Source organism: Pseudonocardia charpentierae (assembly GCF_031845345.1).
In the GTDB taxonomy this organism is placed as follows: Bacteria; Actinomycetota; Actinomycetes; order Mycobacteriales; family Pseudonocardiaceae; genus Pseudonocardia; species Pseudonocardia charpentierae.
Map to the genome: position 1 here is coordinate 198,792 of NZ_JAVREJ010000005.1, position 13,688 is coordinate 212,479.

Below are 13,688 nucleotides of genomic sequence, written 5' to 3' on the forward strand. Positions count from 1 at the left end.
GCAAACGATCACAGTGCGCGCGCGGGCCGTACGGGCTAAGCCGCCGTCCGTCGCCGGAGCTCATCCGCCGCTCTCGACGACTCCCCGGACGAATGCCGCCTGCCCTGCGTGCTGGATGTCGTCGTCCGCGACGCTGATGAGCCGCACGCCGAGGGTGACCGGCGGATCCCACCGCCGGTCGACGATCGTGTCCAGGTCGTCTTCGCCGATCCGGTCCAGGTACTGCAGCGTCTGCTCGTGGACGGCGTCGTAGTAGCCCAGCAGGAGGTCCGCGCCCACACGCACCGCGCCGACCTCGTCGCCGCCCTGACCGTAGCCGGTGGCCTCCACGTCGAAGGGCAGCGCGAACCGTCCGGCCCAGCCCTGCGCCGTCCACACCTGCTCGGTGCCCGCGACCTCCGCCACGTGGTCGTCCTGCACCCGCGTCAGGTGCCAAACGAGCCAGGCGATCGAGTTCGCGTCGCCGCCGACGCGGTGCGCCAACGCCGCGTCGTCGAGTCCGTCGACTGCGCCGTGCACATCGGTCTTCACCCTGCCGAAGAGGTCGCGCAGCACGCCGAGCGCGTTCATGACAGGGGAGCCCGGTAGGTGTAGCCACCCTCGCCGTCGTCGATCTCGGCGATCAACCGGTTCACGTCCATCAGCCGCCCGCCCGGACCGGTTACGCCCTCGGCGGTGGGGTCGAGCCCCAGCACGAACCGCTCGCCCACCTCGTTCTCGACCAGCGCCCACACCGCCACGGGTGCGCCGTCGTCGCCGCCGGTGCCGCTCGTACGCCATCCGGGAGCTGCTGTCTCGATCTCGACGATCGTCCACGCCACGGCGCCACCGTGCCATGTGGACCGAACCGCTGCCAGCGGAAGCGGATCAGCGCGGCCGCCCGAGCCGGACGAACCGCCGCGGCAGCCGGCGGGGCCGCACCGGGCCACCGAGACCGCGGGGGAGTAGCGGCCAGGCGAAGGCTGTGACGACGACGCTCACCAGCACGGCGAGTGCTCCGAGCAGCCCGGCGCCCGCCAGCCCTGCGACGACCACGAGCAGCACTCCCGCGACCACGAGCGCGGCGAGCGGTGTGGTGTTCGCCGACCGGCGCCACCCGCGCCGCCGCGAGCTCCCGGTGCCGCGGGCCCGATCCGGGATCGGCGTGTCGACCAGGAGCTGCCGTTCGAGATCGGCGATCGTGGCCAGCTCGGTCGGGCTGAGAGGGCGGCCCGCGGCGTCGTCGGGAATCACGGCAGGGTGATACCCGATAGGGGCATGCTTCACCCTTCACCAGGGGAGATGTCGTCAGCCAGGCCGCGAGTGGGCGACGGCCTTCAGCCGATCGCGGTGAACGGGAAATCGGCCGGTGGGCAACCGGCGTCGGTCAGGTCGTCGTCATGGTCCCGTCCGGCGGGTTCGCGGCCGTCGAGGGTGTCCAGGCGCCGGAAGATGACGCCTTCGCGCAGCGCCCACGGGCAGATCTCCACGTGGGACACGCGCAGTGCCTGCATCGCCGCCCGAGCGACGACCGCCCCGGCGACGAGCTGGTGGGCGCGGCCCGGGCTGACGCCCTTGAGCTCGGCGAGGTCGTGCGACGACATCCGGGTGATGAAGGCGAGGAGCTGGCCCAGCTCGGCGGCGACGAGAAGAGGCCGGTCCCCGATCAGCCGGGCCAGGGAGCGGAACGTCTTGGACGTGCCGACGGTGCGATCGGGTGCGCCGGCACGACGCAGCGTCCGCGCCACCGGAGCGAGCACTGCGGCGGCGTGGGCCTCCAGTGCCGCGATCTCCGGGCGGCGGGGCGGGTCGTCGCGGAACCACTCGCGGGTCGTCCGGCCGGCGCCCAGCGGGACCGACACCGCGATGTCGGGGTGCTCGTCGGCGCCGACGGCCAGCTCCAGCGAGCCGCCGCCGATGTCGAGCACCAGCAGTCGCCCCGCCGACCAGCCGCACCAGCGCCGCGCGGCGAGGAAGGTGTAGCGAGCCTCGTCGTCGCCCGGCATGAGCTGCAGCGCGACCCCGGTCGCCGCCCGGACCCGGTCGGTCACGGCGGCGCAGTTCGTCGCGTCGCGCAACGCCGACGTCGCGAAGGCCAGCACCTCGACGCAGCCTGCAGCGGCCGCGGCGGAGGCCGCTCGGCGGACCGAGGCGACCAGGGCGTCGCCGCCGTCGTCGGTCAGGCGGCCGGACGCGTCGATCCGCTCGGCCAGGCGGAGCTCGGTCTTCTCCGACGCCATGGGCGTGGGCCGGGCACCGCGGTGGGCGTCGACGACGAGCAGATGCACGGTGTTGGAACCCACGTCCAGCACCCCGAGACGCCGCGATCCGGTCATCAGCGCCCCCTTCGGCTTGAGGGCCGACGCTACGCAGCGCAGGCGAACGGCGCCTGAACCGTGGGCGAACGGCTCGGCCGCGCCGCGCTGTCCGGCTCCGCGGTGCGGCCGACGGTCACGTCGCCTCCCACAGCGCGGCGACCACCGCGCCGACGTCCTGGGCGATGCCGAACACCTCGTCGACGGCCCCGATCGGCGTGTGCATGACGTACGCCGCCACGACGGTCTCGCGGCCGCTCTTCGACGTCATGTAGCCCGCGTTGCCCCGGGTCATCACCAACGCGCGCTGGTTCATCGCATCCCCGGCGACGGTCGTGCCGCTCTTCGCGGCGACCTTGCCGGCGGAGGGGCTGCCCGCCGGGACGACGTTCGTCTCGGTGCCGTCGACACCGAAGATCGGCAGCGAGGCCTGGTACGTCGGGAAGTCGGGGCGGGTGGCCATGTAGCGCAGCAGGGTGGCGACGGTACGTGGCGTGAAGAGGTCGGTGTACTCGTTGCCGCGGCCGTCGCTGAGCGAGAGGGTCGACGGGTCGATGCCGGCCTTGCGGATGAACGGCTGGAGAAGTGCCATGCCCTCGTCGAGCGTGCGTCGACCGTTCTTCGCCGCGATCAGCATGGCCAGTGTGTCCGCCTGGAGGTTCATGCTGACCTTGTTGATCAGCTTGATGTTCTCGGCGAAGGGCAGCGACCGGTGCAGCGCGACCCTGTCGCCGTCGGCGTAGGAGCCCACCGGCGGAAGCGTGTCGGCGGAGTTCGGCCCCGCCGCGGGCGCCGCGACCGTGACGCCCGCCCGGCCGAGCGCCTCGACGAACAAGGTGCGGGCGAACGCTGGGGGGTCGGCGACCTGGTAGGTCCGGAGCAGCGGGCCGGCCGCCGGGATGTCCCCGCCGACAGCGATCACGCCCGGCTCGGGCGTGGTGACCGACACGGTCGCCGGTTGGTCGGCGGCGACGGTGCGGACCGCGGTCCGCACCTGGTACGCGGCGGTGACCGGCCGGGACACCACGGTCGCGGGGCCGCCGGGCGGACCCGGGGTGATCGTCAGGTCGACCAGGTTGTCGTTGACCATGATCGGACTGAGGATGTAGTCGTCCTTCGGGGTCTGGTCGAACATGCGGGCGTCGACGACGACCGTCCCGGTAACCCGGCGGATGCCCGCGGCCGCGACCTGCCGGGCGAGGTCGTCGAGGCCGGCGAGCGGATCCTGCGGGGTCAGGGTCGCGCCGGGCAGGGCGTTGGACTCCGCGTGGTCGAGCGGGGTGAAGGCGATCGTGCCCTGCGGCGTGTCGCGGCCCCCCATCGTGAGGTCGCCGCGGGCGACGAGCACGAGGTCGCCGCGCAGTTCGTCGCCCTCGACGGAGCCGCGTCGGTACACCGGTGTCTCGAACCGGAAGTCGGGCCCGAACGTGTCGAGGGCCGCGGCCGTGGACCAGAGCTTGGTCGTCGACGCCGGCAACACGAGCTGGTCGGCGTTGAGCTCCTGCAGCGGCGCGCCCGTCGCGCGGTCCGACACGTGGACGTACCAGCGGCTGAATGCATAGCGGGGACCCTGCATCACGGTCAGCGCCGCGTCCGGCAGCGCAGCCGGCGGGGCGGCAGGCGCTCCGGGCGGAGTGGGCGGCGGGGTCGGCCCCGGCGGCGAGGGGGGCTGCGTGGTGCACGCGGCCAGGGCGGTTGCTCCCGTCACCGTGGCCGTGGTGACGAGAAACGCCCGCCGTGTCCAGCTCTCCTGCTCGCCACTCACCGTGTCCGCCTCCTGCCAGTTCGCGTCCGACCGCACCGTTCGTCCGAAAGCTTGATCATGGGGTCGCGGGCTGGCGGCCGCACGTTACGCCATCAGCACCAACGAAGTGGATCTGTCTAAATAGGACAAAAGGTACGAACCTGGCCGACTCGGCCTAGCATGGAATGAATGGGTGACATCGAGGTCCATGAGGAAGCGACTCACCCGGCGTGGGACGACTGGGTGGCCACAGTGCCGGGCGGGCATCATCTGCAGACGAGCGGGTGGGGACACGTCAAGGCGGACGGCGGGTGGCGGGCGACGCGGATCGTCGTGCGGAACGGCGGGCGGATCATCGGTGGCTGCCAGCTCCTGGCCCGCAGCCTCCCGCTGGTCGGCGGGATCGCCTACGTCCCCCGTGGCCCCCTTCTGGTCTCGCGTGATCCCGCGGTCCTCGACGCCGTGCTCGATGCGCTGCGCGACCACGCGAGGCGGAAGCGGATCCTCCTGCTGAAGGTCCAGCCGCCGGTCGACCGCAGGGACCTGCCCGAACTGCTGGAGTCGCGCGGGCTGGTGGCGAGCGGACTGCACACGGCGCCGGTGGCGAGCGTCGTCGTGGACGTCGGTGTGGCCCCGGACGAGGATGCGCTGTTCCGGGCGCTGCACGCGACCACGCGCCGCCGCATCCGCCAGGCGCGCCGGGGAGGGGTCACGGTCCGCACCGGCACGGGAGACGACCTCTCGATCCTGCAGGACAGCATCGAGGCGACGGCGCGACGCCAAGGGTTCGCCCCGTACTCCGCCGAGTACTACCGGCGTCTCTGGGCGGCCTTCGGCGACTCCGGGCACGCCCGCCTGTTGATCGCCGAGCACGAGGGCACGCCGTTGTCGGCTGCTCTGCTCATCGCGTTCGGCGACCGTGTCCTCTACAAGATCGGCGGATGGCGCGGGGTCGAGGGTTCGCCGCCCGGCGCGAACGAGCTGGTGCACTGGACCGGGATCAGCTGGGCCCGGACGGCCGGCTACCGCTACTACGACTTCGAGGGCATCCCGCTCGACGTGGCACGCGCCGCCCTCGCCGGGAACCGCGCGGTGCGGCACGGCGTCGCGTTCTTCAAGCTCGGGTTCGGGGGCGAGCCTGTGATCTACCCCGGGACCTACGACCTGCTGCCCGACGGGCTCGTCGGCCGCGGGCTCCGGTTCGTCCTGCCCAGGGCGGAACGGTGGCGCGGTGTCGTGCACCGGGTCTCCGGGCGCCGATCGGCACCGGTAGAAGCACGCAGGCCCGGCCTCCGCACCCTCGTGGGCGGGATACCGGGCCTGCGTCGACCGGGTACCGCCGCCTGAACCCGGGTCGGCGGGTCAGGCGGCGGACCGATCACACGTCGTAGTACAGCGCGAACTCGTACGGGTGCGGACGCAGACGCAGCGGGTCGATCTCGTTCGTACGCTTGAGGTCGATCCACGTCTCGATGAGGTCCGGCGTGAACACGCCGCCCTCGAGCAGGTAGTCGTGGTCGTCCTCGAGGCGGTTGATGACCGCTTCCAGACTGGCCGGCACCTGGGGGATGTCCTTGGCCTCCTCGGGCGGCAGCTCGTAGAGGTCCTTGTCGATCGGGGCGGGCGGCTCGATCTTGTTCTTGATGCCGTCCATGCCGGCCATCATCATCGCCGAGAAGGCCAGGTACGGGTTGCCCGATGAGTCGGGGCAGCGGAACTCCAGGCGCTTGGCCTTCGGGTTGTTGCCCGACAGCGGGATCCGGATGCAGGCCGAGCGGTTGCGGGCCGAGTAGACCAGGTTCACCGGGGCCTCGAAGCCCGGAACCAGGCGGTGGTAGGAGTTCACCGTCGGGTTGGTGAAGGCCAGCAGGCTCGGGGCGTGGTGCAGCAGGCCGCCGATGTAGTAGCGCGCCATGTCCGACAGGCCGCCGTAGCCGGCCTCGTCGTGGAACAGCGGCTGCCCGTCCTTCCACAGCGACTGGTGGGCGTGCATACCCGAGCCGTTGTCGCCGAACAGCGGCTTCGGCATGAAGGTGACGGTCTTGCCGGCGTGCCATGCGGTGTTCTTGACGATGTACTTGAACAGCATGATGTCGTCGGCCGAGTGCAGCAGCGTGTTGAACCTGTAGTTGATCTCGGCCTGACCGGCGGTGCCCACCTCGTGGTGACCGCGCTCGAGCTCGAAGCCGGCGTTGGTCAGGTTGGTGGCCATGTCGTCGCGCAGGTCGGCGTAGTGGTCGACCGGCGGCACGGGGAAGTACCCGCCCTTGAACGGCACCTTGTAGCCGAGGTTGCCGCCGACCTCCTCGCGGCCGGTGTTCCACCAGCCCTCGACCGAGTCGATGTGGTGGAAGCTCTCGTACGAGTCGTACTTGAAGCGCACGGAGTCGAAGATGTAGAACTCCGCCTCGGCGCCGAAGTAGCAGGTGTCGGCGATGCCGCTGGACGCCAGGTACTGCTCGGCCTTGCGCGCGACGTTCCGCGGGTCACGGCTGTAGGGCTCGCCGGTGATCGGGTCGTGCACGAAGAAGTTCATGTTGAGCGTCTTGTGCTTGCGGAACGGGTCGAGACGCGCGGTGGCCGCGTCCGGGAACAGCGCCATGTCCGACTCGTTGATGGCCTGGAAACCGCGGACCGACGAGCCGTCGAACGCGATGCCGCTGTCGATGAAGCTCTGGTCGAACGCGGCCGCGGGGACGGTGAGGTGCTGCATCACGCCGGGCAGGTCGCAGAACCTGATGTCGACGTACTCGACCTTCTCGTCCGAGATGTACTTGAGTACCTCTTCGGAGTTGTTGAACACGCTCACGGACTCCTTCGACTGGATACTGGTCGACGGGCACGCTATGGGCGACAGGTTGCCCGAACGTCACTCGCCAGTTTCCTGCAGGTTAACGGGGATCACGGCACAGTCCAGGCCTCTACCCTGTAAGCGTGGCCCGTTGGAGCGAATCGGAGATCGGATCTGCTGCGTCCCCGGGCGGCGGTGGAGGCGGGGGCGGATACCCCGGAGAGCGGTTCGACCTACCGGCGACGGGCACCGGATCGGCCGCCGGATTCGGCCGCAGGCTCGGGGCACTGACGATCGACTGGCTGCTCTGCTACCTCATCGCCGGGATCTTCTCCGGCCCGGACGCGCTGGCGTCGCCGAACTTCTCCTGGCTGGTGATGGCCGTGTGGTTCGTGCTCACGGCCGTCGCGGTGGCGGCGTTCGGGATCACGCCGGGTATGGCCGCGCTGGGCCTGCGGGTGGCGTCGCTGCGGTCGACGCTGGTCGGTGTCCCGCGTGCGGTGCTGCGGACGGCGCTGCTCGCCCTCGTCCTGCCCGCACTGGCCCGCGACGGCGACGGTCGCGGCTGGCACGACCGGGCGGCCTCGACGATCGTGGTGCGGACCCGGGGCTGAGCCCGGTCAGCGTCGGCGGACGGTGCGCTGGACGCTCCGCATCTTCGCGCCGGCCGGGAGCGGACCCTTGGGCAGCGCCGCCGCCCGTGAGCCGAGCGCGGCGAGACGGCCGTCGAGCGTGTCCATCTCTCCGGTGGAGATGTTGCGGGGCAGCTTCATGAGGTGGCGCTGCAGCTTGCCGAGCGGGATCTGGCCCTCGTCGTTGCCGACGATGATGTCGTAGATCGGGGCCTTGCCCACCACCCGTGCATGGCGCTTCTTCTCCTGGGCGAGCAGGCTCTTGACGCGGTGGGGAGCGCCTTCGGCGACGAGGATGACGCCGGGACGGCCGATGACGCGGTGTACCGCGTCGAGGTGCGTGGTGCCCGCGACGCCCGGGGTGACCCGCCACGAGCCCTTCATGTTCTCCAGCGCCCAGCCCGCGGCGCCCGGCTGGCCCTCGGCCTTGGAGTACACGGACCGCTGGACACGCCTGCCGAAGATGCTCACTGCGGCGAGCACACCCAGCGCGATGCCGATCGGCAGCACCAGCCAGTGCACGTCGAAGATCAACCCGATGCCGAACACCACGAGGACGGCGAGCAGGAAGACCCCGACCATCAGCGGGACGAGCTTCTTGTCCTCGCGCCGCTGGAGCTTGAAGGCCTCCCAGATCTGCCGGCGACGCGCCTTCGACGCGGCGCGCTTCTCCCGGCGGGCTTCCTTCTTCGCGGCCTTGTCGAGCTTGGGCTTGGCGGGCATACCGCCAGGATACGGGCCCGTGCCAAGCCGGGAACGCCGGTCGCGCGTCCGCTCGGGAAGAGGCTGTCGGCTCCGCTACCGGGCGAGCAGCGAGCGCGCCTCCTGCCGGGCGGCACCCTCGGCCGCGAGGTGAGCGAGCGCGGGCGAGAGCTCCTCGCCGCGGTGCGCCACCGTCTGGGCGTAGAGCCGCCCCGCCCGGTACGACGAGCGCACCAGCGGGCCGGCCATCACCCCGGCGAACCCGATTTTCTCCGCCGTGGTCGAGTGGTCGACGAACTCCTGCGGCTTGACCCAGCGCTCCACCGGGTGGTGGCGCAGCGACGGCCGCAGGTACTGGGTGATCGTGATGATCTCGCAGCCCGCGTCGTACAGGTCGTGCAGCGCGGCGGTGACCTCGTCCGGCGTCTCGCCCATGCCCAGGATCAGGTTGCTCTTGGTGACGAGCCCCGCCGCACGGGCCTTCGTGAGCACCTCCAGCGAGCGGGAGTAGCGGAACGCGGGCCGGATGCGCTTGAAGATCCGCGGCACCGTCTCCAGGTTGTGCGCGAGCACCTCGGGACGGGCGTCGAACACCTCGCCGAGCTGGGCGTCGTCGGAGTTGAAGTCCGGGATCAGCAGCTCGACGCCGGTGCCCGGGTTGAGCTCGTGGATCAGCCGCACGGTCTCGGCGTAGAGCCAGGCGCCGCCGTCGGGGAGGTCGTCGCGGGCGACGCCGGTGATCGTGGAGTAGCGCAGGCCCATCGTCTGCACGGACTCCGCGACGCGACGGGGCTCGTCCAGGTCCAGATCAGCAGGCTTCCCGGTGTCGATCTGGCAGAAGTCGCACCGCCGCGTGCACTGGTCCCCCCCGATGAGGAAGGTGGCCTCGCGGTCTTCCCAGCACTCGTAGATGTTGGGGCAGCCGGCCTCCTCGCACACCGTGTGCAGGCCGCCCGAGCGCACGAGCCCCTTGAGCTCGGAGTACTGCGGACCGGTGTGGGCGCGGGTGCGGATCCACTCGGGCTTGCGCTCGATGGGTGTCTCGCTGTTGCGCACCTCGAGGCGAAGCAGCTTTCGTCCGTCCGGGGCGATCGTCACAGCAACAAGGTTACGCGGTGATGTCGGTTTCCGGCGGTCCGTGTGATCGTGAATCGGTAGCCTCGCCCCGTGGACCTCAGGATCTTCACCGAGCCCCAGCAGGGGGCGACCTACGACGACCTGCTGCGTGTGGCGCAGGCGACCGAGGAGTGCGACTTCGACGCCTTCTTCCGGTCCGACCACTTCCTCGCGATGGGAGTTCCGGGCGAACCCGGCCCGACCGACTCGTACGTGACGCTCGCCGGGCTGGCCCGGGAGACGTCCCGGATCCGGCTCGGCACGCTGGTCACGTCGGCGACCTTCCGCCTGCCCGGCCCGCTCGCGGTGGCCGTGGCGCAGGTCGACCAGATGTCGGGCGGACGGGTCGAGCTGGGGCTGGGCACGGGGTGGTTCGAGGCCGAGCACCAGGCGTACGGGATCCCGTTCCCGGCCGTGAGCGAGCGCTTCGACCGGCTGGCCGAGCAGCTGGAGATCCTCACCGGCCTCTGGACGACGCCGCCGGGGGAGCGGTACTCGTTCACCGGCACCCACTACACGGTCGTCGACTCGCCCGCGCTGCCGAAGCCGGTGCAGCAGCCGCACCCGCCGGTGATCGTCGGGGGCAAGGGGAAGCGGCGCACCCCGGAGCTCGCCGCCCGGTTCGCCACCGAGTTCAACGTGCCGTTCGCGACCGTCGACGAGGTCGCTGCGCAGTTCGCCCGCGTCGACCGCGCCTGTGCCGAGGCCGGCCGCGACCCGGCGACCTTGGCCCGCTCGGTGGCCCAGATGACGTGCGTGGGTCGCGACGACGCCGAGGTCGCACGCCGGGCGGAGGCGCTCGGCAAGAAGGTCGACGAGCTCAACCCGTTCGACCTCACGGGCACCGTGGCGCAGGTCGTCGACCAGCTCGGTACGTGGCGCGAGCGGACCGGACTCAGCCGCTTCTACCTACAGATCCTCGACCTGGCCGACCTCGACCACCTCGAGCTGATCGCCGCCGAGGTGGCGCCGCAGCTGACGTAGGCGGCTACTGCAGGGCGGGGTGGAGCTGGAGGTCGAGGCCGGCCGGGGCCGGTGCGCGGGCGACGACGTGCTCCCCGACCGGCAACCCGCCGTCGAGGGCCGCCGCGATCGCTGCGGCGGTCGCGTCGCGCATCTCGTCGACGCCCACGTGCCGGCCCAGCTCGACGGCCAGCGACGTCACCCCGGCGTCGGTGATCCCGCAGGGCACGATCCGGTCGAACCAGGTCAGGTCGGGATCGCAGTTGAGCGCGAAGCCGTGCATCGTCACGCCGCCCTGGACCCGGACGCCGATGGCGGCGACCTTGCGCTCGGGTCCACGGGCGTCCGCGGGCAACCAGACGCCGGTGCGCCCGTCCACCCGACCGGCGCCCGGCAGGCCCATCCCGGTGACCACGGCGATCAGCGCCTCCTCGAGGCGACGCACGTAGTCCAGGACGTCCAACGGGGTCGCGAGCGCCACGAGGGGGTAGCCGACGAGCTGGCCGGGGCCGTGCCAGGTGATCAGGCCGCCGCGGTCGACGTCGACGACGGGGGTGCCGTCCGTGGGCCGGTCCGCCGGGCGAGTCCGCTTTCCCGCGGTGTAGACCGGCGGGTGCTCCAGTAGCATGAGCACGTCCGGGCCGGTGCCGTCGCGCCGGGCGGCGGCGTGGGCGCGCTGCGCGTCCCAGGCGGTGCGGTAGTCGACGAGCCCGAGCTGCTCGACGTGCAACGGCTCGATGGTGGCGCGGCAGGATCCCGTGCGGTCGTACCCCATGCGATCACGCTACGCCGTGACGGCCCGCGGAACACGTGCGTCAGGCCAGGACGTCCGCGCTCGTCACGATCTCCACCAGTGGCGAGCAGGAGCGTCGACGCGCCCACCCGGTCCGCCAGTTCCGGGCCCCACTTGGAGAACGTCGCCCGGTCGACGGTGGGGCCGGTCGGCTGCAGGTCGGGCGCCCTGATCAGCCCCGGAACCCGCCGTACCGGAACGCAAGACTCGCGTACCGCAGCGCAAGACTCGCGTACACCGGCGCAAGACTCGCGGCGGGGTGTGCGCGAGTCTTGCGTTCGTGCACGCGAGTTCTGCGGTCGTGTACGGCTCAGACGCCGAGGTGGGCGAAGACGGCCTGGGCCGCGCGCCGGCCGCTCACCAGGGCGCCCTGCTGCGACGGGGTGTCGCGGTGGTCGCCCGCCACGAACAGGCCATCGCCCAGCGCGACGTCGCGGCGTAGCGGGCTCGCCGCCGGGAGGGCGGGCAGGGCGCGGGGGATCTCCGCCGTGTGCAGGTGCTCCCACCCGTCGGTCAGCACGCCGTACAGCCGGCCCAGCTCGCGGCGGACAACGGGCTCGGGCACGCGGTCGGCCACCCCGAGGAACGACGACGACACCAGCGCCCTGTGGTCGGGGGAGTAGCCGGGCGCGGCCTCGGTCAGCACCACCGTGTTGGCCAGCGGGCCACCCGTGCCGTCGAGGTGCAGCGTCGGCTCGTGCGCGGGCGGGGCGGGCGCCACGTAATAGAGCGTGGTCAGCGCGTACATCCGGGGTACGGCCACCCCCGGGAGCAGCGACGACGCCGTCACCGGGTCCGTCGCCACCACGACCGCCCGTGTGGAGAGCTCGTCGCCGTCCACCCGGACGACCCCGGCACGGACGGCTTCGACGCGACGCCCGAGCCGCAGCACTCCGTCCGGCAACCCGGCGGCGAGCTGCGCCGGGATCGCGCCCATGCCCGCGGCCGGCACCGCGATCGTGCCGATCGCGAACGCCCGCCACACCAGCCGGACGTACGCCGCGGACGTCGCGAGCTCGCCCTCCCCGAGCACCCCGGACAGGAAGGGCCGCAGCACGCGGTCGACCACCGGGCCCCGCACACCGGCGGCGGCGAGGTCGGCGGCCGCGGACCGGCCGCCATGCGCCACGACTCGGCGCGGTCCCGCGGCCAGGATCCGGGCCGTCCAGGCCCCGAGGGCTGCCTTGTCGCGCAGCGGAACAAGAGGGTCGAGCGCCATCCGGGGCGTCAGCGCGGGCCGCCGCCGCGGGTCCCCGTACACGTGCAGGCCGTCGGCGTCGCGGACGGCGGCGGCCGGGGTAAAGGCCCGCAGGTCCAGGGCGTCGAGATCGGCCGCGGCACGCAGGGCGGGGTAGGAGGTGTTCAGCACCTGAAAGCCGCGGTCGCAGCGGAAGCCGTCGACGACGTCCGTGGCCACCCGGCCACCCGGGCGGTCCGCGGCCTCCAGCACTACCACGTCGAGGCCTCGTCGCGACAGCAGCTGCGCCGCTCGCAGCCCGGCGAGCCCGGCGCCGACCACGACGACGTCGTGTGCGGCCACCTCAGGCCCGGTCCAGCGCCGCCGCCAGCGCCTCGTCGAGCGTCCGGTGCCGGAACCGGTAGCCCGCCGCCTCCAGCTTCGCCGGCACCACCCGCTGCCCGTAGAGCAGCATCTCCTCGCCCATCGACCCCGCCACCGTCTTGATCAGTGCGGCGGGGACGGCGAAAGCGGAAGGCCGGTGCAGCGCCTTCGCCAGCGTGGCGGTGAACTCGGCGTTCGTGACCGGCGTCGGCCCGACGAGGTTCACCGGCCCGTCGACCGAGGCCGTTTCCACCAGGAACCCGATGGCACCGATCTCGTCGTCGAGCGAGACCCACGGCATGTACTGGGTCCCGGGGCCGATCCGGCCGCCCAGCGCGAACCCGAAGAGCAACTTGAGCGGCCCGAGCAGCCCACCCGACGGCGAGATCACCAGCCCGGTACGCAGGGCCACGACCCGTGCACCGGAGTCGCGGGCCCGCTGCGTCGCCGCCTCCCACTCCCGCGTGATCTCGGCGAGGAAGCCCGAGCCCGACGGGTGCGACTCGTCGACGGCCACACCGCCGGCGTTGCCGTAGTAACCCGTGGCCGAACCGCTCAGGAAGGCCGGCACGCCGTGCTCGGCGACCGCCCCGGCCAGCACCTCGGTCGGCACCACGCGACTGTCGCGGATGGCCTGGCGGCGGGCGCCGCTCCACGGCCGGTCCGCGATGCCGACACCGCCCAGGTTGACCACCGCGTCGACGCCGTCGAACGTGCCCGCGTCGATCCGGCCCGCAGGCGGGTCCCAGCCACGCTCGTCCGGTCCGGCGGGATCCCTCCGGACCAGGCGCAACACCTCGTGCCCGCCCGCGCGGAGGTGGGCGACCAGGGCGGTTCCGATCAAGCCGGACGAACCGGCCACGACGACGCGCACGCGGCGATCCTGTCGGCTCCGGTGCGGGCGCGCGAGTCGACGCGCCCGCACCGCCGCGTGGGCCGCCCTACGGGACGGGCCCGACGATCAGCTGAGTTGATCGTCGGGGGCGTATTGGACCGCGTGACACCGGTTTTCGGGCCGGACGATCAGGTGAGCTGATCGTCCGGCCGGGTCACCGTCCGGACGATCAGCTCGCGTGCACGCACCCCGAACGA

General features: G+C 72.3%; 14 protein-coding genes. 3 read left to right on the top strand and 11 right to left on the bottom strand.

Going from position 1 to position 13,688, the window contains the following annotated elements:
* Nucleotides 1-60 precede the first annotated feature (60 nt).
* From RM445_RS10260 to dacB, 5 genes are all read right to left on the bottom strand, one after another.
* A complete protein-coding gene (locus RM445_RS10260) occupies nt 61-570 on the bottom strand; it encodes a mycothiol transferase (protein WP_311555933.1) in 510 nt (169 codons plus the stop codon).
* A complete protein-coding gene (locus RM445_RS10265; protein WP_311555934.1) occupies nt 567-821 on the bottom strand; it encodes a hypothetical protein in 255 nt (84 codons plus the stop codon). Before RM445_RS10265 ends, RM445_RS10260 begins: the two co-directional genes overlap by 4 nt.
* Before the next feature lie 46 nt (nt 822-867).
* On the bottom strand, nt 868-1,233 hold the full coding sequence (locus tag RM445_RS10270; protein ID WP_311555935.1) for a DUF3040 domain-containing protein: 366 nt from the start codon (nt 1,231-1,233) through the stop codon (nt 868-870).
* A gap of 83 nt (nt 1,234-1,316) precedes the next feature.
* The gene (locus RM445_RS10275; protein WP_311555936.1) at nt 1,317-2,315 is read right to left on the bottom strand and encodes a Ppx/GppA phosphatase family protein; all 999 of its coding nucleotides are present in this window, start codon (nt 2,313-2,315) and stop codon (nt 1,317-1,319) included.
* A gap of 115 nt (nt 2,316-2,430) precedes the next feature.
* On the bottom strand, nt 2,431-4,095 hold the full coding sequence (dacB, locus tag RM445_RS10280) for a D-alanyl-D-alanine carboxypeptidase/D-alanyl-D-alanine endopeptidase (RefSeq protein ID WP_311555937.1): 1,665 nt from the start codon (nt 4,093-4,095) through the stop codon (nt 2,431-2,433).
* 132 nt (nt 4,096-4,227) lie between these two features.
* Between dacB and RM445_RS10285 the strand changes: the two genes are divergently transcribed.
* On the top strand, nt 4,228-5,385 hold the full coding sequence (locus RM445_RS10285; RefSeq protein ID WP_311555938.1) for a lipid II:glycine glycyltransferase FemX: 1,158 nt from the start codon (nt 4,228-4,230) through the stop codon (nt 5,383-5,385).
* Between the two features lie 31 nt (nt 5,386-5,416).
* Here RM445_RS10285 and glnA read toward each other — a convergent pair whose 3' ends face one another.
* Nucleotides 5,417-6,841 (bottom strand): type I glutamate--ammonia ligase, encoded by a 1,425-nt coding sequence (gene glnA, locus RM445_RS10290; protein ID WP_311556025.1) that lies wholly within the window; start codon nt 6,839-6,841, stop codon nt 5,417-5,419.
* 131 nt (nt 6,842-6,972) lie between these two features.
* On the opposite strand from glnA, the gene RM445_RS10295 reads away from it, so the two are divergent.
* Nucleotides 6,973-7,443: an RDD family protein gene (locus tag RM445_RS10295; protein WP_311555939.1), complete on the top strand. Its 471-nt coding sequence runs from the start codon at nt 6,973-6,975 to the stop codon at nt 7,441-7,443.
* A gap of 6 nt (nt 7,444-7,449) precedes the next feature.
* Here RM445_RS10295 and RM445_RS10300 read toward each other — a convergent pair whose 3' ends face one another.
* Nucleotides 7,450-8,184, bottom strand: coding sequence for a DUF4191 domain-containing protein (locus RM445_RS10300; protein WP_311555940.1), 735 nt, complete (start codon nt 8,182-8,184; stop codon nt 7,450-7,452).
* A gap of 75 nt (nt 8,185-8,259) precedes the next feature.
* Entirely contained in the window at nt 8,260-9,261 is a 1,002-nt protein-coding gene (gene lipA, locus RM445_RS10305; protein WP_311555941.1) for a lipoyl synthase, read from the bottom strand.
* Between the two features lie 69 nt (nt 9,262-9,330).
* Between lipA and RM445_RS10310 the strand changes: the two genes are divergently transcribed.
* On the top strand, nt 9,331-10,263 hold the full coding sequence (locus tag RM445_RS10310; protein WP_311555942.1) for an LLM class F420-dependent oxidoreductase: 933 nt from the start codon (nt 9,331-9,333) through the stop codon (nt 10,261-10,263).
* 4 nt (nt 10,264-10,267) lie between these two features.
* Here the strand turns inward: RM445_RS10310 and lipB are convergent, their stop codons facing one another.
* From lipB to RM445_RS10325, 3 genes are all read right to left on the bottom strand, one after another.
* Nucleotides 10,268-11,017 (bottom strand): lipoyl(octanoyl) transferase LipB, encoded by a 750-nt coding sequence (lipB, locus tag RM445_RS10315; protein ID WP_311555943.1) that lies wholly within the window; start codon nt 11,015-11,017, stop codon nt 10,268-10,270.
* Between the two features lie 328 nt (nt 11,018-11,345).
* Nucleotides 11,346-12,575, bottom strand: coding sequence for an NAD(P)/FAD-dependent oxidoreductase (locus RM445_RS10320; protein ID WP_311555944.1), 1,230 nt, complete (start codon nt 12,573-12,575; stop codon nt 11,346-11,348).
* A 1-nt stretch (nt 12,576) separates the two neighbouring features.
* Complete coding sequence (locus tag RM445_RS10325; protein ID WP_311555945.1) at nt 12,577-13,470, bottom strand: TIGR01777 family oxidoreductase; 894 nt, start codon at nt 13,468-13,470, stop codon at nt 12,577-12,579.
* Nucleotides 13,471-13,688 lie beyond the last annotated feature (218 nt).

Coding starts and splice junctions, on each gene's coding strand:
- RM445_RS10260 (WP_311555933.1), bottom strand. CDS start 570: ATGAACGCGCTCGGCGTGCTGCGCGACCTCTTCGGCAGGGTGAAGACC.
- RM445_RS10275 (WP_311555936.1), bottom strand. CDS start 2,315: ATGACCGGATCGCGGCGTCTCGGGGTGCTGGACGTGGGTTCCAACACC.
- RM445_RS10285 (WP_311555938.1), top strand. CDS start 4,228: ATGGGTGACATCGAGGTCCATGAGGAAGCGACTCACCCGGCGTGGGAC.
- RM445_RS10300 (WP_311555940.1), bottom strand. CDS start 8,184: ATGCCCGCCAAGCCCAAGCTCGACAAGGCCGCGAAGAAGGAAGCCCGC.
- lipB (WP_311555943.1), bottom strand. CDS start 11,017: ATGGGGTACGACCGCACGGGATCCTGCCGCGCCACCATCGAGCCGTTG.